We start from the raw sequence: 19059 nt of genomic DNA, 5'->3' as shown, positions 1-19059 counted from the left end.
TCAAAAGCTATGCCAATTTTTATTGTGTTGATTTTGAAAAAAAATTGAAAAAAAATATTAGAAACGATACCTAACCTGTACTTTTATTTCTGAGCGATGAGAGGCGTTTATTTCATCGACATACGAACTTAACGTTTCGTGATCAGGCATGTCAGTACGGGCAAATCGAAGCCAAATATCGATATGAGGTTGAGGCGCATATCGAAGCAGCAGAAAATTTCGAAATCCGCGATCATAATAAGCCGGCATAGAAACAGCGTACAGTACGTCTCTTTCAACTGCATATTGCCGGGAATCATAACTGTCTGTATTAAAGAGTGAAAGTCGTATAAGAGCAGAAAACTTACCGAGATCAGCGTTTATTTCCTGTAAGATCATCCAGCCTTTATCCGCTTCATAATTTGTGTAAGCAAATGTGCTGCCTTGGGCACGCGTTCGGAAAGACCAAATCTTATTGTGAATATATTCCGCGTTTAAAATAAGATTATGGCGGTGGGTGTTGGTGACAAATTTTTGCTTTGAGAGTTTAGAAGCAATGTTATGTTCTTTCTGTTCATACCGATAAATGGCGTAAAAACCCCATTTTTTTGTAGGAGTCCATGTGGTTTGCCCCAAAAAATCAAAGCCATACGTAGGTTTTTTATCCACCAAATACCGATACCACGGAAACCTATAAGCATCAATATAAGCGCCTGCTTTGAGCTTTTTGTGAATGGTATATTTGCCCCCAATGTATAGCCCGGTCTCATTATTGTTGCGGCTGCTTTCACTAAAAGCATTGGCATAAAAACTGTGAAAATTCTTATCATAATGACGAAACAACAGCGTAGCATCCCAACGTTTATTGATACTTGCCAGTACCCCGCCAACAGCCCCTACGCCGCCACTTTGGCAACGGGCAATTTCTCCAAACAGGTTATAATTATGCCAAAGAAAGTTTGCGTGTAAGCCTGCCAATAGGTTTTGTGTCCCTCTGAATTCGTATTCATTTCGTAGTGCTTCGGCACGCTGAAGCGGTTGACTAAAATGAGTATAAAGAAAAGTACCACCAATTTGTCCGCGATTGGATTGGTACAATAAATGTGCGCCGGTATTTTGTTCAACAACATTGGCACGATTACTGAGCTCGTTTGGTATACGATGTAAACCATCTGTTTGCAACGTGCTGATCACTTCTTCGCCCGTAACATCATTGGTTATTGTTACGCTGCCACTTCGGCGAACTCTTGAATAAAAAGACGTAAGTTGAAGTCGTTTTGCCAAAGCATACGTAAACGATATACCGCGAAAAAAACCGGATTCTGTCACGGAAGAATAAGGCCGTGCGCCGGTTGTGGGCCGACGAATGGTGTAGACGGTTTCCATTCCCTTCCCCAAAGAGAAACCGGCAGAGAAAATCACCCCTTGTCCTATTTGTAATTGATAATCTCCCAGAACCAGATTTTTGATACGACCTCGGTTTTGAATTTGGGCATGAAATGAAATAAAATCAGGGCCGTAACGGTGTTGTGACGGTTGCCATTTTATGGCTTCCCCTTCATCTTTTTCAAGCGTAAAACCAATACTGAAATTACGGGTTCGACTGTAACGATAGCGCGCATACCACTGCGCCGGATTTCCTTCAAAACGTTGCATTACGCCATCTCTTGATACGGGTGCGTTGTCGGTAAAGCCTCTTTTTTGTTCCATTAACTGTTCTGTTCTTATTAAAAAATAATGGTCGGTTGGGTTGGTTATCCCTTTTAACACATTCTTATTTTCAACTGAAACAATTATAAAAGGCAGTATTTTATAAATCGTTTGCAGATCAAAGCCGGGAATAGCTTGGAGCTCATAGATTGATAATAATTTCCCCAATAGGTCACGATAAGAAAAAAAGCTGTTCAACTGTCGTTCGTTGAGAAGGTAAGTAGCTGCCAGATCATCCCTGCTACAGGTATTAAGGTCAAGCGGAGTGGTATATAATTGAATTAAATTTTCGTACACTTCATTGTAGTTCAAATCATCGGATTGAATAGGAAGCAGGTTTTGCACGACTGAATTAGGGTCAATTTCAGGTCGACGAAATTCCTGTGCATATAGGTAAACCGATGAATACGTTAAAAAAAACAAACCACAGAGATTTATTCTTAAATAGTTTATAATCAGGCTTTTGAAAGTAAATAAACTCATAATGTGCCAAATGAACGATTATAGGCTTTTCGCGTATTCCTCAAGAATAAAGGGCCTCAGCTTTTTTCTTATTCATTATTTGGAAGTCATTTTTGTCTATAAGTCACGTTGATACTTTTTTAATTATAAATTAATGCGTGAAATTTGAGGTGTTTTCTTGAAAATGTACAATTTTTTTTCTTTCTTCGCTTCTCAATACCCACCTTAATTAATAACCCACAATGCCAAACGTTTATCAAGACGCTGTTGTAACGAAGTATAATATCTTCAACAGCTTGTTCCTGAGTCTACCGTTTCATGACATTTTTCGAACAGGAACGCTTTTGCCACTACTCATACAATCCAGCGAAGAGGGTTTTGAAGCAGGTAAAAGCCCACAACAAATTATTGAGTCTTTTTTTGAAGAGTATGCAGAGCATGCTACTGAGCAGGGAAGACGGGATTTGCTTTTTTACTTCATTAAATTCATTGAACGTCAGGTAGTTTTATTTGACTCAGTAGAAGATGCAGGATTTAATGTTACCCATGATTTAAATGGTCCCGGCTCTATTACGCAATTATTGAATCGCGTAGACAGTGACGACCTTCGCGAGAAATTGCTCAAAAAATTGGATGATTTTTGCGTAAGAATCGTCTTAACCGCCCACCCTACCCAGTTTTATCCCGGTAAAGTGTTGGGAATTATTACCGATCTGGAAGAAGCCATTAAGGACAATGACTTTGTAACGGTCAATAATTTGCTGCTTCAATTAGGGAAAACAGGGTTTATTAACAAAAATAAACCTACTCCTTTTGACGAAGCACTCACCTTAGGATGGTTTCTGGAGAATGTATTTTACGAGGCAATTCCGGCCATACTAAAAAAATTATTGAAAGGTCTTACGATACCTATCAATGAATGGCCACATACTGAACTGTTTCGCTTGGGTTTTTGGCCCGGTGGCGACCGTGACGGCAACCCGTTTGTAACTTCTGACGTAACCCTTCAGGTTGCCGACCGCTTACGCCAGATTTTGCTTAAATGTTATTGGCGCGATATTAAATACCTCAAACGCCGTCTGACGTTCGATGGGGTGGAAGATTTTATTTCTACTGCCGAGCGCAAGGTCAACAACGCTATTTACTATCCTGATCTGGAGCATTATGCTACCCCTGATGAATTGCTCCATGACTTACAACAGGCGCGTGAAGTATTGGTGAAATATCATGACAGCTTTTTTGTGGATTCTTTGGATGATACAATCTTGAAAATCAAGCTTTTTGGTTTCTTCTTTGCCAGTTTAGACATTCGTCAGGTTAGCCCCAAACATTCATTGGCATGGCAAGATGTATTGACCAAAATAGAGAAACAGGTACCCGTTTTTACGTACGCTGATTATCAAAATTGGGAAGAAAAACGCAAAATAGACTTCCTGCTTTCATTACAGGTAGAACTGAGTGAGTCCGATTTTCATGACCCGATCTCTCAGGATATCTACGGCTCAATGTTGGCCATTCGTGAAATCCAACGCCGTAATGGAGAAGCCGGCGCGCATCGGTATGTAATCAGTAACTGCGCCAGTGCGCTGAACGTAGTGGAAGTGTTGGCATTGATGAAAAACGTCTGGAAAACCACGGATATAGGCGTTGACATTGTGCCGTTGTTTGAAACCGTTGATGATTTGGCGGGTGCTGCCGAAGTAATGAAACAATTGTACGAAAATGCTTATTATCGGGCACATTTAGAAAGGCGAGGAAACCAACAAACCATTATGGTGGGCTTTTCGGACGGTACGAAAGACGGTGGTTACCTGCGGGCCAACTGGTCTATTTTTACGGCGAAAGAACAATTGACCAAAATCTCGCGTGAATACGATGTTAAAGTAACCTTCTTTGACGGTCGTGGAGGCCCTCCGGGTCGTGGTGGTGGTAATAATCATGCGTTCTATGCATCCTTGGGGAAAGACATTGAAGACAAGGAAATTCAATTGACCGTTCAGGGACAAACCATCAGCTCCAATTACGGAACGGTTCCAACCGCGATGTATAATCTGGAGCGGTTGTTTACCGCCGGGCTTGAAAATAACCTTTTTGTGGCTAAAAACACCAAAGACCAACTCACAGAAGCCGACAAAGCGCTGATGGAAGAATTGGCCAATGTAGCCTATGAAGCGTATTTAGGACTGAAAAACCATAAAACGTTTGTGCCGTATTTGGAGAAAATTACGCCGCTTCGTTTTTACGGTCAAACCAAAATCGGTAGTCGTCCTGATAAGCGCGGTAGTGGTGGCGGACTTAAATTTGAGGATTTACGAGCTATTCCTTTTGTGGGTTCATGGGCGCAAATGAAGCAAAATGTTCCCGGCTTTTATGGCTTTGGTTCGGCACTTGAAACATTAAAGAAAAACGGCAAAATGGACGCCTTGAAGAAATTGTACAAACGTTCGTTGTTTGTCCGTACGCTCGTTGAAAACTCCATGCAGTCGCTGATGAAAGCATACTATCCTGCTACTAAATACCTCAAAGAGAATCCCGAGTTCAGTACACTTTGGAATATGATGTTTGAAGAATACGAGCGCAGTATCAAACTGATGTTAGAGTTTTCGGGAGAAACCGAATTATTGAATCAAAATCCTGTGACCAAAGAGTCCATCATTGTGCGTGAACGAATCGTATTGCCGCTGATGACTATTCAACAATATGCATTACAAAAGCTTCAATCAGCCGATTTACCTGCGGCCGATGTAGATGTGTACAGCAAATTGGTCATGCGGGCGATGTTTGGTATTATCAACGCGGCTCGAAATTCGGCCTAGTTCAGAAAGTTATTAGACTTGGAAAGTTTTTTAAACTTTCCAAGTCTTTCTCAACAGCCTATTCTACTTTCATAACTTCCGTACGCTGACCGCTACCATTCTCATTAAACGGCTCTATGGAAAAATAGTATGTTGTGCTTTTATCCAGTGCTTTGAGATAATATTCATTTTTGCCGTAAACCATGATACTGCTGTATAATTTATCAGGCGCAATGCCAAAATGAATGTTGTAGCCTTGTGCTTCACTCTCAGGATACCATTTGAGCCAAGCATTCCGTTTATCATCTTCCTGACGTAGTATAATAAAGCCTTTTACCGACTTTGGCATAACTCCTTTTCCTTTTCCAAAAACCCGAAGGCCGCTGATAGCGAATTTTCCCGTGGCCATGTGAATATTTTCCAACTTGATATAACGTGTTTCTACAGCAGTAGGTAATTCTATGTAATCGTGCGGAACATCGGTGCGGTTTTGGCTTTTATCAACCAACAAATGCCACTTTTTGCCGTCCGGTGAGTGCCAGAGTTTGTATTGATGATAAATGTTGGTGAATTTCCCCAAGTACATGGAATCCACATCTTGGTCTGCATAATTGATCTGAATAGCATTGACCGTTGAAACGGCTCCCAAATCACTCTGAATCCATTCACCTTTATTGGCGGTAGCAGCACTCCAATAAGTCTTAATGTCTTCGTCAACGGCGTAATTGGGCGTAAAACCGCTCAATGAAGATGACACCTGCACCGGTTTGTTGTAATTGAGCAACATCCAACCCGTAAAGCGGCTTTTTAAGTGGTCAGCTTTTCCATTAGGCAAGGTATGCGGATAATCGCCGAAGGTGGTATTGGAGTACATAATTCCGTCATTATCAAAGCCCGTTGGAAACAATACCAAGCGTCGTTCAAAGTTGTTTTTTACGGTCACGATGCCCGTCGTAATGTGCCACCAACTCCCAAAATTATCTTTGAAGCTTCCGCCGTGCCCTGAACCTCGAATAAAACCTCCCGGTTTGTAGCAAAAAGGATTATGCTTTTGGTACGTAAATGGACCAAGCGGTTTGTCAGATACATAGACACCATCGGCATAACCGTTAAATTCGGTGCCCGGCGCACCGTACTGAAAGTAATATTTGCCGTTATGTTTATCCACCCAAGCACCTTCTATGAAGGGTTTTAGGAAAATATTGTCATTGTAATCGCCAAAACGTTCCCAACCGTGTTGGTCATCATGGAGGCGAACCAACTCTTTGCGTTCACCGATCGGTTGAAGCGTTTTTGGGTTGATTTCCCATCCGTAAAGCGGATAGGTATTGCTGGAACCGTAATAAAGATAAAGGCGCTTGTCATCATCATACAAAAAACCGGGGTCCCAAGCAGCTCCTTCAAAGGCCGGAACGGCTATTTTCCAATCATCAATGATGGGATTGGTGCTTTTCCAAATGGCAAATTCTTTGGTATGGGTTGAGCCAATCACGTAAAGCGTGTCTCCCATCACCCAAGCGGCGGGGGCACAGAGTTCGTCGTACACTTTATTATGCGGCAACAGGAATTTCCGACTCACAAAATTCCATTTTGACAGATCATCACTCCACCAATATCCCCATTGATTAGTGGAAAACAAAAAGTATTTCCCCTTAAAATTCACGATCAGCGGATCAGCAGTGGCGCGGTGCCGACCGGCTTCGGAAAAATTGGGAATAGGTGTAAAACCATAATCCAAATTCATGGGATTGCAGTACGTTTTTAGTTGAGCAATAGCATTTATTACTCCCAAAACAAAACATAATGCAATGGCTACCAGCTTTTTCATGAGATAAATCGTCTATTTCTGATGAAAACTTTCACTTACAAACTTCAGTACTTCGGGCAAAGCACTGCGCCAGTAACTCCAAGTGTGCCCGCCGTCGCGTACTCGAAACTCGTGCGGAATTTTCTTATCAATCAATAACGCATGCAGGGCCATATTTCCTTTAATAAGAAAATCATCATCACCGCAATCAATGTAGTAACGCACCTTTTTCAGTTCGTCAACACTGCCGGTTTCTACGATTTTTAAGATGGAGTTTTTGTAATACGATTCATTCAAGCGAGCATTTCCTTTGAGGTCTTTGCCGTAGCGTTGGGCGTGGGAAGAATTCCATTGCTCGTCGGGCATGGCCAAAATCTCTTCGTCGGTGCGTACGCCGGCACTTAGCGGTGCGGCCGCAACAAACAATTCAGGATGCTTCGTAGCCATAATAAGCGTACCATAGCCGCCCATCGAAAGCCCCGCCACCGCTCGGTAACGCTTTTGAGCGCGAATGCGGTAATTGGATTCAATGAAAGGAATAAATTCCTTGATAAAAAAGTCTTCATATTTGACCTTTCCATCAAAGCTATTGACATAACCACTCACGCCCGCATCGGGCATAACAATGATCATGGGAGCTGATTCGCCGTTTTGGATGGCTTTGTCTGCAATGGCGTTTGCTTCGCCAAACTGAACCCACCCCGTTTCGTCGTCGCCAAAACCGTGAAGAAGGTACAAAACCGGATATGCCCGATTGGTTTTATCGTAGTCGGCAGGAAGGTAAATGTTGTATTTTACTTCTTTGCCGAGCGTAGTACTTTTCAGGCTTTGGCTTTCTTTTAAAATACCCTGTTGGGCAAAAGAAACAAGTGAAATAAAACAGAGAACAGTAAAAATGAACGGTTTCATGTGCATAGGTTTTATCTGAGCCGCAACAACTATTGTTGCGCCAACAGATAAAGCACTGCCATTCGTACAGCTACTCCGTTTTCGACCTGATTTAAGATAATGCTCTGGCGTGAATCAGCCGCGTCTGACGTAAGTTCCACTCCCCTATTGATCGGTCCGGGATGCATCAGCAGGATTTCGTGGTCGAGTTCGTCCAGCATTTTTTTATTGATGCCGAAGTACAACGAATACTCGCGCAGACTTGGAAAGTACTTTACCTGTAAGCGTTCCAATTGAATACGCAGCACGTTGGCCACATCACACCATTGAAGGGTTTCTTTAACATTGTGACTTACCTGTACGCCAAGCGAAGATATGTATTTGGGAATAAGCGTAGTAGGTCCGCAAACCCGAACTTCAGCTCCTAATTTTTTGAGACAAAAAATATTGGATAAAGCAACCCGTGAGTGCAAGATGTCGCCAATGATAGCTATCTTCTTGCCCGCCAGATCGCCTATTTTTTCCCGAATCGAAAACGCATCCAACAGCGCCTGAGTGGGATGTTCATGGGTACCGTCACCGGCATTTACAACATTGGCAGGAATGCGTTGGGCCAAATAATGAGGTGCTCCCGGGCTGCTGTGCCGCATCACGATCATATCGACCTTCATGGCCAAAATGTTGTTGACGGTATCGAGCAACGTCTCCCCTTTCTTGACTGAACTTCCCGAAGCGGAAAAATTAACGACGTCGGCAGAAAGCCTTTTTTCGGCCAATTCAAAAGACAAACGCGTTCGGGTAGAATTTTCAAAAAAAACGTTGGCGATGGTCACATCTCTCAGCGAAGGTACTTTTTTGATAGGACGATTGATGACATCTTTAAACTGAGTAGCGGTATCTAAAATACTGTAAATGTCTGATTCGGTGAGGTTTTTGATGCCCAAAAGGTGCCGTACAGAAAGTTGTGACATAGTCAGAAGCACAAAGAAAGTTTTGCAAAGGTACAAAACCCTTCAAGTTTGCGAAATATTGAACCATAAAAACCTTGAAAAGCGCGATTACAAAATCTCATTTAGGTTTTCCTTGATGGTACCGTAAATGATGTCGGTAGGTAAATCATTGGCATCGGTTCCAAATGGATCTTCAATTTCTTCGGCAATGACTTCGATACTCGCAAAAACATAGAAAATAATGGCAACAATAGGACTTGCCCAGTACTTAAACTCAATAACGAAGCCGATGGGCATGGTAAAGACGTACAGAAAAATCACTTTTTTCAGGAAAAGACTGTAAGCATAAGGAATGGGCGTCCGTTTGATTCGTTCGCAACCGCCGAGATTATCGCTGAAAGAGCGCAGTTCTTCATTGAGAATGATCAATTGGTCGCCGGAAATGATTTTTGTGTAATATAATTCCGTGATTTCCTGATAAATAGCGCCCATTATTTGATTCGGAACGTGCTTCTTTTGGCTATAGAAATCGGTATCGTATTTTCCTGTTTGTATAAGGCTTTTAGGATGCACACCTGCGCGTAAGTGCTCCTTTGCAGCGTGGATATAATTGGTTACCAATGCTTTGAAAACAGCTCTTTTTTCATGGTCTTTAGGTAGAAAAGCACTCAGTTTCAGCGCCAAATTCCGAGAATTATTCACAAAACTTCCCCATAAACGCCGTCCTTCCCACCAACGTTCATAAGCCGTATTGGTGCGGAAGACAAGAAGCATGGAGAGTACAAAACCCACCAGTGAATGAACAACCGTTGTGTTTTTAAAGGAGGCATGCAATACGTCGTTCTCAATATACGCAATCACAGAGGTATAAGCGGCCACTCCCATTATTCCCGGAAACAAAAAACGAAACGTATCACTGCGGTGAAACGCAAAAATCAGTTTCCACCAATCTTTAGGATTATAGCTAATCATTGGTTAGTGTGGTTGTTTTTCAAAAGATATGCTCGACAAAGCCTTGTATAAAAGTGCTTGGAAAGTACTCAGGCCTCTCCCACCGGTCCGCCAAAACTCATAAAAGGAAAATCAGGCTCATCAGAATGGCGGATGTCGCCATAGTTTTCTTCGTACTTACGAATGTTGTCTTTTAGCGCTGCCAACAGTCTTTTGGCATGTTCGGGCGTCAGAATGACACGCGCTTTCACTTTGGCTTTTGGAACGCCGGGCATCATGCGAATAAAATCCAGAATAAATTCACTGTTTGAATGGGCAATCATGACCAAATTGGAATAGACACCTTCGGCCATTTCTTCAGAGATTTCTACGTTGATCTGTTGTTCAGGTTCGCTTTTATTGTCTAGCATACGAGTTGTTGGTTATCGTTGGCAAAAATAATTAAAAAAGCACCCTCTTAACGAAAGTGCTTTTGGTTTATTAATAAACATTGTGAAATAGTCAGATTCCTTTAAAAGGACAAAACAACTTAAAACTCGGCCGACTTTGGCGTACGAGGGAACGGAATTACGTCACGAATATTGGTCATGCCCGTTACGAACAAGATCAGGCGTTCAAAGCCAAGCCCAAAGCCGGAGTGCGGCGCAGTACCGAATTTGCGGGTTTCCAAAAACCACCACATAGATTCAGGTTCAATGCCTACTTCGTGCATACGCGTCACTAATTTATCGTAATTTTCTTCCCGTTGTGAACCGCCGATGATTTCGCCGATTCCCGGAAACAATACGTCCATGGCGCGCACCGTTGGGCCCGGTTCAGCAGCATTCGGCTCGTTTTGTTTCATGTAAAACGACTTGATTGCGCGTGGATAATTGGTCAGAATAACCGGTTTTTTGAAATGTTTTTCCACCAAAAAACGCTCGTGTTCCGATTGCAGATCTACGCCCCATGCTACCTCGTACTGAAATTTCTTCTCTTTATGAGGTTTGGATTTCAATAATATGTCAATGGCTTCGGTATACGTAACGCGCTCAAAAGCATTATCTGCCACAAAGCGGAGTTTCTCCAACAATGGCAGAGAACGCTCATTTTGCGGTTTCGATTTTTCTTCTTCTTCAAGGCGCTTTTGCAGGAAATTCAAGTCATCGGCGCAGTTTTCGAGTGCATAACGGATAACATATTTGACAAAATCCTCGGCCAAATTCATGTTGTCTTCCAACTCAAAGAACGCCATTTCGGGCTCGATCATCCAAAATTCCGCTAAGTGGCGCGTGGTGTTGGAGTTTTCAGCGCGGAACGTTGGCCCAAACGTATAAATTTTTGACAAAGCCATTGCACCCAATTCTCCTTCCAACTGTCCTGAAACGGTAAGGTTGGTTTCACGCCCGAAGAAGTCTTCTTTGAAATCGATGTTGCCTTCTTCGTTACGCGGTAATTTTTCTAAGTCTAATGTCGTGACACGAAACATTTCTCCGGCACCTTCGGCGTCGGAAGCGGTAATAATAGGCGTGTGCAGGTAGTAAAAACCGTTGTCGTTGTAATATTTATGCACGGCAAAAGCAAGTGCGTGGCGAATGCGTAGAATGGCACTGAATGTATTGGTACGCGGACGTAAGTGCGCAATTTCACGCAAAAATTCCAACGAGTGCTTTTTGGGTTGTAATGGATATACCTCGGGGTCAGCCGTTCCGTAAACAAATACATCCGTAAGTTTTACTTCAACCGCTTGCCCTGAACCCATGGATTCTATCAGATTTCCCGTTACTTTCAGACACGAACCTGTGGTGATCAACTTGAGCGTTTCTTCATTGATCTGTCCCGGTTCGGCTACGGCTTGAATATTATGAATGGTAGAACCGTCGTTGAGCGCAATAAAAATAGCGTTTTTGCTTTCGCGCTTGGTTCGTACCCAGCCTTTTACAACGATTTCGCTGCCTACTCTGGCTTCTGAAAGAATCTGTTTAATTTGTATCGGACCCACGTTTGTAATGTTAAGTAATTGATTTCGTCATACCATAAAAGTCGGCATAACGACGACAAAACGAATGAAAGGCTGCAAAATTAGGGTTTTAATGCGGTTAAGCAAAGAGAGCAAGGTTTTGGGTTTTCGGAAATCTTCCTTTACATTTGAATAACCCTAACGTTTAATGAAAAATGGCAATTCGCGTACTGATTACGGATGATCATCAAATTGTATTGGATAGCCTTTCGCTGCTGATTTCGATCATTCCAAACATGGAAGTAGTGGGAACGCTCAACGATAGCCGTAGAGTTTTAGACTTTCTGGATACGCACGAAGTAGACATTTTAGTGACCGATTTGAGCATGCCTTATCTCACCGGTGTTGCGCTTACGTTACAGGTACGAGAGAAATTCCCCGATCTAAAAATATTGATGCTTACTGTATCGGAAGATGCCGATAATATTCGTCAGGCTTTTCAGGCGGGTATTTCGGGTTATGTGATGAAAAAAGCCAATCGGGCAGAACTGGAAAGAGCTTTGACGACGGTGGCAAAGGGTGAAAAATACTTTAGCGAAGCCGTGATGAAAGAGCTTTTAAGCCCGGCTGCAATAGCTTCTGCGCCGGCAGATGAAGTGCCCGGTGAGCCTATTGCGGTAACGGCGCGGGAATTGGAGATCATTCGACTTATAGCTCAGGAACTTTCAACGTCAGAAATTGCAGAACGTCTTTTTATCAGTGTCGGAACAGTCGAAACGCATCGCCATAATATTCTTCGAAAACTGGGCGTAAAAAACTCCATTGGAATTATAAAATACGCCGTGAAGCATAAGTTGGTATAATGAACTATTCAAATCCCAATTTTAGTTTCTTTCCGAACCCTTTCTCAACAATACGGAGTAATGTTTTAAGTTGAATATCTGTTTTGCCGTTTTCTATGCGGGAAATATAGCCCTTTTTTGCACCGATACGCTCGGCTAATTGCTGTTGAGTAAGATTGGCTTCTTTGCGGGCTTCTTTCAACATTTCCGTAATGACAAATAATTCAGCCCTCTCTTCCAGAGCGTCGCGTTCTGCTGTTCCTTTGGCCCCAAAGGAACTATCGATCAAAGTTTCAATATTTGTCAGCATAGTTATTGTTTTTTCTTTTGTTCAAAGTACTCTTTCATAAGCTTTTCAGCCAATGTGATTTCTTGCGACGGGGTCTTTTGAGTTTTTTTCTGAAACCCGTTGAAAAGTATCACCAAATTGCCTTTATCAAAACAGAGAAAGTACGGTAAATATTATTGCCAATCATAATGCGCATTTCATAAAGCCCTTTCGTCCCTTCAATATGTTTAAGAAATTTCTCAGGAATACGCTGAACTGCTTGTATTAACCTAAATAAATACACAAATTTTTCTTGTACGTCTTTTGGTAATGTATTATAGAAATCAGGGAAATGATGCTTAAAAGCAACTATTTCTCGAATTTTAGATTCCCTATATCAAAGTTAAAAGTTATATAATTATATAACAAAATACCGGCGTACAATTTTAAACAACAGGCACTTCAATCATTACTTTGGTGCCAATTGTTGGTTTACTTTCTATTTGCCACTTCCCATTTAGTTCCTCTACACGCGCGCTGATATTTCGATGGCCTACTCCGGTGGTTTTTTCGGTGTCAGGCATTCCAACACCATCGTCGCTGACGGTCAGGTTGATCAATTCATCGTTCTGCGAAATGCTTATCCACACCTGTTGCGCTTGGGCGTGTTTGAGTACGTTGTTGACCAATTCCAACGCTATGCTGTAGAGCTGGTATTCTGTTTTTGGATTTAGACGCTGCGTCATTCCATCCGTTACCAAATGAAAATAAGTTTTGTTGTTGACGTTAAGTTTTTCGGTTAATGTCTGTAATGCCACTACCAAACCGTGGGTTTCAAGTTCCGGTGGAAGAAGATTGTGAGAAATAAGTCGTATGTCGGCATATACATCTTCAAGGGTTTGCAGAATACCGGCGTGGATTTTTTGATCAGCGTCCGGATATTTTGAGGTGTCAAGTGCTTCCAATCGCCATCGCAAAGCCGCAATTTTGGTATTAAGATTATCGTGCAATTCGGACGCAACGCGTTTTCTTTCAATGGTTTGTCCTTTTAATAATGCCTCCTCGATTTCTTTATTTTTTGCTTTTAACTGGTCATTTTTTGCGGTTAATCTACGGTTTGACCAGAAAATAAACCCGGTCAGCAAAACCCCCAAGATCGAAAGACCAATTAAGAAATTACGCGTTTGAAGCAGTTTTTCGTTTTCTAAATCTGTAATTCTCAAGTGTTGTTTCTCCGCTTCGTATTTGGTTTGAAGCTCAGCGTACGCTTTCTGAACCGAAAATCGGCCCAAACTATCTTCGTGCGCTTTATGAAGTTCATAGTATTTCAGCGCATTTTCATAGTCGCCGGCGTGCTTGTAGGTCTGATAGATATAGTTTTCGGCGCGCGATTGCATTTCTTTCCAACCCGACCGTTGGGCGTAATCAAGGCTTGCTTTGCGATATTCGATGGCTTTGTCGTATGCTTTTCGCTGTTCATAAATGTCGGCCAAGTCAGCGTATGTGGCAAAAATGACGACTCGATTATTGAACTTCTGTGCCATCGCTAACGCTTTGTTGCGGTATTCATTTGCTTTTTTTTCGTCGCCGAGTTTCATGTACACATTGGCCAAGCCGTGTGGATTATCGGCTTTCAACGTAGGACTCGTAGTGTATGGAATGTTTTTCTCTACTTCTTTATAGTAAAACAGCGCTTTGTTGTAATTCCTGATGCCAAACGATTCGTAATAATTGTAGTCGCCCAGAAAATCGTAGATCCAACAGAGGTTATTCCTGTTTTTGGTGGCTTTGGCGTAGGGCAATGCTTCGTTTAGAAGTTCTAAACATTTGTTAGTCAGTTCGTTATTGTTTAAAACAAAAGCGGCCAATACGTAAGCATATGCCAGTTCGAAAGGGTCGCCGCCGGCTTTTTTGAGCAATTGAATGGCGTTTGTGTAATGGTTAAGTGCTTCGGTATAATTCCCTTTTACGTCGTTTTGTTTTCCTAAGGCACGTTCATACAACCCGAAGCCTTTTGGCCAATTAGTTCGTTGCGTAAAACGTTTTAAGGAATCTAAAAAAAATTGCTTACGATCATCGCCCGGATTAAAGGAGCGCTCAGTGAGCAAACTCAAACTTAAAATAATGTTGGTATCTCGTTGGATAGAAGGGGATTTTGTGGATAAGTCGTTAATTTTGTGGATAAGGCTGTCTAACAGAGGGTTTTGAGCTTTCAGAAAGCCCAATGAAGTACAATAAAAAAGAATGACAGATAGAATTTGTTTCATGCCGGAATGGGGATTTCGACGCTTACTTTGGTACCTATTTCAGGTGTGCTGTCGAGCGTCAGGTGTCCTGCCAAAACATCCACTCGGCTTTGTAAATTTCTCATGCCAATTCCATCTGATTGAATTTCGGTAGGCATTCCCACACCGTTATCGCTGACGGTGAGTGTAAGTTGTGTGGCGGTTTGGCTTAAACTTATCCACACTTCCGATGCTTGAGCGTGTTTGAGCACATTGTTTACGAGTTCTAACGCAATGTTGTATAGTTGATGCTCAACTTGCGATGGCGGTCTTTTTTGTGCCGCATTCGCCACCAAATGAAAAACGGTTTTGGTATTGACGTTTAGCTTTTCAACCAATTTTTGCAATGCTGACACCAAGCCGTGGGTTTCCAATTCGGCAGGAAGCATGTTGTGCGAAATCAGGCGAACGTCGGCATAGACGTCATTGGCCATGTCAATCAATCGACTGTGGATCTTTTGGTTAAAGGCGTTAAAGTCTTCGGCCTGCATGGCTTCCAAATGCCAACGTACGGCGGCGAGTTTGGTATTGAGATTATCGTGCAGTTCAGAAGCTACGCGTTTTCGTTCAATATTTTGCCCTTTGAAAAGCGCCTCTTCAATTTCGCGATTCTTATTCTTTAATTGCTCATTCTTCGATTTTAACTTACGATTGGACCATAATACAAAAATAAGTCCCAGCACGCCTAATACAGAAAGGCCAATGAGAATATTACGGGTTTGGGCAAGTTGTTCATTTTCAAGCGTTTTGATATGAATTTTATCGCCTTCCTGTTTTTTTTCAAATTCGTAGGTCATGGACGAAACGGTGATTTTTTGCAGCGCTTCGTTGTTGAGAATACTGTCTGATTCCGCTTTATATTGTTTAAAATGCACTATCGCTTTTTGGGGTTGGCCCAATTTGTCGTAAGCAATGGATAATTGTCGATTGTATTCGGCGGCTTCTGCCATGAGCGGCGGGTCATTTTGCAGCGCCCAACTCAATCCTTCTTTCGCTTTCTCTACAACTTTCCCGTAGTTTTTTTGAATCAGGTAAATCTTGCCGAAATTGATCTGAGAAAGGTGCTGCATGGTTTCGCCGCCGTTGGTTTTATTGAATAGATCGGCGGCCATTTGGCTGTATTTCAGAGCTTTGTCATATTCTTTCAATTCGATATAAACGCTTCCCAGGCGAGCATACGATCTTGGCAGTTTGCCATAACCCTTGATCTTTTCCAAGATTTCTACAGCTTTTTTATCGGCAACCAACGCTTCGGCATAGCGATGCTTTTGTTCCAAAATTTCTCCCTGATAACTGGCAATATGCGCTTCAGCGCGCGGATCGTGCAGTTTGGTCGCAATCGCGGAAGCTTCATTGAAAGCTTTTAGTGCATCGTCGTACTTATTGACTGAAAGAAAAAATACGCCCAAATTTCCTACCGACGAGCGCCGTATGCGCAGATCGCGGTATTGTTCCTGCAATCGTTTGGCCTGTAACATGCGGTCGACAGCTTCCGCATTTCTGGCTTGGTTCATGAGTTGGAGGGCTTCACGCTCATAGATATAACTTTGAAGTTCGGGATTATGTATCTCTGTAACAATCTGTTGGGCTTTGGCGAGGAGACTTGAAATGGCTTTTTGTTTTTGAAAATTAGGTTCATACATGTGCGCTCTCCGGATGAGCGAGAAGGCTTCTATGTACTTATCATTCAATTTTTTAGCCAGTTTATCAACAACATCCAAATGAGCATAGGCTGCTTCCACATTACTCATGTTATCGCGTTCCATACGAACCAGCTGCAATCTTGCCTCAGCTTCTCCTCTTCCAAAATTGATCTTTTGACTTAATGTTACAGCTTGTGTAAGATATTGTAAGGCTACCGAGTCCTTGCCTTCGATCCATAAATTCTTGCCTAAATCTACCAAAATACGAACACGATGCGTATCGGCCGGCATTTTTGGCAAAATACGCAGCAATGAATCAGTGTTTTGAGCACTGAGTCGAAGCGTTAGCAATAGTAAAAAAATAACTTCCTTTTTCATTTTTTGTCAATGACAGCTTATAAAAGTACTTCAATGGAGATTTTTGTCCCCTGATTCACCGCGCTTTCTATTTTCATTTCGCCTTTCAGGGTCTCTACCCTGCTTTTCAAATTACGCATTCCCATGCCTTCGTTTTGCATTTCGGTGGGCATTCCTACGCCGTTGTCGCTGACGGTGAGCATAAGTTGTGCTTCGGTTTGACTCAAACTTATCCACACTTCGGTGGCTTGGGCGTGTTTGAGTACATTGTTGACCAATTCCAACGCAATGCTGTACAACTCATGTTCTACCTGCGACGAAGGCCGCGTTTGGTTAGCATTGGCTATTAAGTGAAATTCAGTTTTAGTATTAACGTTGAGTTTTTCGACCAATTTTTGCAGTGCCGATACCAAGCCGTGGGTTTCCAATTCGGCAGGAAGCATGTTGTGCGAAATCAGGCGAACGTCGGCGTATACATCATTGGCCATTTCCAAAAGTCGATGATGAATCTTTTGATTAAAAGGCGTGAAGTCTTCGGCTTGCATGGCTTCCAAATGCCAGCGCACGGCGGCGAGTTTGGTATTGAGATTGTCGTGTAGTTCGGAAGCTACACGTTTTCGTTCAATTTTTTGTCCTTTGAAAAGCGCCTCCTCAATTTCGCGATTTTTGTTCTTTAACTGTTCATTTTTCGATTTTAACCTACGATTGGACCATATCACAATGGCAAGACCCAACAAACCCAAAAGCGCAAGCCCAAAGAGAATATTACGGGTTTGAGTAAGTTTTTCATTTTCAAGGGTTTGAATGCGTAGTTTGTCCACTTGCTGATTTTTTTCAAACTCGTAGGTCATGGACGAGACGGTGATTTTTTGCAGCGCTTCATTGTTGAGAATACTGTCAGACTCCGCTTTGTATTGCTGTAAATGGTACAGCGATTTTTCAGGTTGATTCAGCGCTTCATAGGCTTCGGCGAGTTGACGGTGGTACTCGGCCATTTCTTTGCGCAGCGGCGGCTCCGAGCCTGACGCCCATTCCATTCCTTTTTGAGCGTACGAAACCACTCGATTGTATTGCTTATCGGCCAAATAGATCTTACCGAAATTGATCTGCGCCACGTGGTCCAAAGCTTCATTTGAATCCACCTGACTTCTGTATAAACTATCGGCAAGGTGTGTGTAATGAAGTGCTTTTTTGTAGTCTTTCAGCAATAGATACGTGCCGCCAATTCTTCCGTAAGCGCGTGGTAACCACTGCGTAGCGTTTGAGATTTGGTAAATTTTGGCAGCTTCCTGAAAAGACGCCAACGCTTCGTTGTACTTCCCCTGTTTTTCAAAAATATCGGCTCTTCGACTAAATACGTAAGCACGCAGACGTTCGTCGTTTAATTTTTGGGCAATGACTTCCGCTTCTTTAAAACAAGCCAAAGCATTGTCATAACGACCCATTTCGCCGTAAAAGCTACCTAAGTTAGGAATGGTCGAGCGCAAGGCCATAAGGTCGTTGGTTTCTTCCTGAAGCCTTCGGGCTTTGAGCATCAGGTCAATGGCTTCGGCGTATTTGCCGCCGCTGATGAGCAAAACGGCCATTTCGGCGTACACGGAGCCTTGCCATACTTTGTCGTTGGTCTCTATAAATAATTGCAGGGCTTTTTCAAATAGTGGCTTAACTTCTGCCTGTTTTTCAAAAAAACTTTCATACAATTGAGCGCGCCGAAAATACACCTGCCCTTCTAACGATTTATCAGCAATGGATTTCGCAATTTTTAAGGTTGCGTCCAAATGAGCGTAGGCGGTTTTTAAGTCGGTAAGGTATTCATTTTCGATACGTACCAATTGCAGCCGCGCTTTTGCTTCGCCTCTTGGGTAATGGAGCTTTTGCGCCAACCCCACTGATTGGTCGCAATACATGCGCGCCAGAGAATCATTCCCCTGTAGCCAAAATGCTCTTCCCAATTCGTATAAAACACTAACTTTATTGGTATCAGCAGACGCCTTCTCCAAGACTCGCAGCAAAGAGTCTTTTTTTTGAGCATACGCTGAAAAAGAAAGACACCAAAAACAAAAAAGCCACTTCTTCATTGACCTGTATTAGTTGTAGAATAGGGGGAAATAAGTACAAAACACAATCATTTCCAAGCCGATAGCCCAAATTTATAGGTTTTCCTATACCCAAAATATAGGTGT

The 19059-nt window shown here is 42.5% G+C and carries 13 protein-coding genes and 1 pseudogene; 2 read left to right on the top strand and 12 right to left on the bottom strand.

Annotated elements, in window-relative coordinates; all coding sequences use genetic code 11:
- Positions 1–57 precede the first annotated feature (57 nt).
- Positions 58–2112: a helix-hairpin-helix domain-containing protein gene (locus ACQY73_RS19645; RefSeq protein WP_428654028.1), complete on the bottom strand. Its 2055-nt coding sequence runs from the start codon at positions 2110–2112 to the stop codon at positions 58–60.
- A 281-nt stretch (positions 2113–2393) separates the two neighbouring features.
- Between ACQY73_RS19645 and ACQY73_RS19640 the strand changes: the two genes are divergently transcribed.
- The gene (locus ACQY73_RS19640; protein WP_428654026.1) at positions 2394–4967 is read left to right on the top strand and encodes a phosphoenolpyruvate carboxylase; all 2574 of its coding nucleotides are present in this window, start codon (positions 2394–2396) and stop codon (positions 4965–4967) included.
- A 58-nt stretch (positions 4968–5025) separates the two neighbouring features.
- Here the strand turns inward: ACQY73_RS19640 and ACQY73_RS19635 are convergent, their stop codons facing one another.
- The 6 genes from ACQY73_RS19635 to asnS form a co-directional block, all read right to left on the bottom strand.
- Positions 5026–6774: a family 43 glycosylhydrolase gene (locus ACQY73_RS19635; protein WP_428654024.1), complete on the bottom strand. Its 1749-nt coding sequence runs from the start codon at positions 6772–6774 to the stop codon at positions 5026–5028.
- 12 nt (positions 6775–6786) lie between these two features.
- Positions 6787–7662, bottom strand: coding sequence for an alpha/beta hydrolase (locus ACQY73_RS19630; protein WP_428654022.1), 876 nt, complete (start codon positions 7660–7662; stop codon positions 6787–6789).
- 29 nt (positions 7663–7691) lie between these two features.
- Positions 7692–8612 (bottom strand): aspartate carbamoyltransferase catalytic subunit, encoded by a 921-nt coding sequence (locus ACQY73_RS19625; protein ID WP_428654020.1) that lies wholly within the window; start codon positions 8610–8612, stop codon positions 7692–7694.
- Between the two features lie 87 nt (positions 8613–8699).
- Positions 8700–9563: a bestrophin family protein gene (locus ACQY73_RS19620; RefSeq protein ID WP_428654018.1), complete on the bottom strand. Its 864-nt coding sequence runs from the start codon at positions 9561–9563 to the stop codon at positions 8700–8702.
- A gap of 68 nt (positions 9564–9631) precedes the next feature.
- Positions 9632–9952, bottom strand: a complete 321-nt coding sequence (locus tag ACQY73_RS19615) for a DUF3467 domain-containing protein (protein WP_428654016.1) — start codon at positions 9950–9952, stop codon at positions 9632–9634.
- Between the two features lie 119 nt (positions 9953–10071).
- Positions 10072–11523, bottom strand: coding sequence for an asparagine--tRNA ligase (gene asnS / locus ACQY73_RS19610; RefSeq protein WP_428654014.1), 1452 nt, complete (start codon positions 11521–11523; stop codon positions 10072–10074).
- Between the two features lie 173 nt (positions 11524–11696).
- Between asnS and ACQY73_RS19605 the strand changes: the two genes are divergently transcribed.
- Positions 11697–12344, top strand: coding sequence for a response regulator (locus ACQY73_RS19605; protein ID WP_428654012.1), 648 nt, complete (start codon positions 11697–11699; stop codon positions 12342–12344).
- Positions 12345–12348: 4 nt separating this feature from the next.
- Here the strand turns inward: ACQY73_RS19605 and ACQY73_RS19600 are convergent, their stop codons facing one another.
- The 5 genes and pseudogenes from ACQY73_RS19600 to ACQY73_RS19580 form a co-directional block, all read right to left on the bottom strand.
- Entirely contained in the window at positions 12349–12633 is a 285-nt protein-coding gene (locus tag ACQY73_RS19600) for a helix-turn-helix domain-containing protein (RefSeq protein WP_428654009.1), read from the bottom strand.
- A gap of 2 nt (positions 12634–12635) precedes the next feature.
- Positions 12636–12964 (bottom strand): annotated as a pseudogene (locus tag ACQY73_RS19595) (type II toxin-antitoxin system RelE/ParE family toxin).
- Positions 12965–13037: 73 nt separating this feature from the next.
- Positions 13038–14858: a tetratricopeptide repeat-containing sensor histidine kinase gene (locus ACQY73_RS19590; RefSeq protein ID WP_428654007.1), complete on the bottom strand. Its 1821-nt coding sequence runs from the start codon at positions 14856–14858 to the stop codon at positions 13038–13040.
- Positions 14855–16897 carry a tetratricopeptide repeat-containing sensor histidine kinase gene (locus ACQY73_RS19585; protein WP_428654004.1) on the bottom strand — a complete coding sequence of 681 codons (2043 nt, stop codon included), beginning with the start codon at positions 16895–16897 and terminating at the stop codon, positions 14855–14857. The genes ACQY73_RS19590 and ACQY73_RS19585 overlap by 4 nt, the downstream gene beginning before the upstream one ends.
- 17 nt (positions 16898–16914) lie before the next feature.
- A complete protein-coding gene (locus ACQY73_RS19580; protein WP_428654001.1) occupies positions 16915–18954 on the bottom strand; it encodes a tetratricopeptide repeat-containing sensor histidine kinase in 2040 nt (679 codons plus the stop codon).
- Positions 18955–19059 lie beyond the last annotated feature (105 nt).

The organism is Runella sp. (genome assembly GCF_965279615.1).
In the GTDB taxonomy this organism is placed as follows: domain Bacteria; phylum Bacteroidota; class Bacteroidia; order Cytophagales; family Spirosomataceae; genus Runella.
The sequence above is the reverse complement of the archived record's forward strand: the minus strand, read 5'-3'. Positions and strand labels throughout refer to the sequence as shown.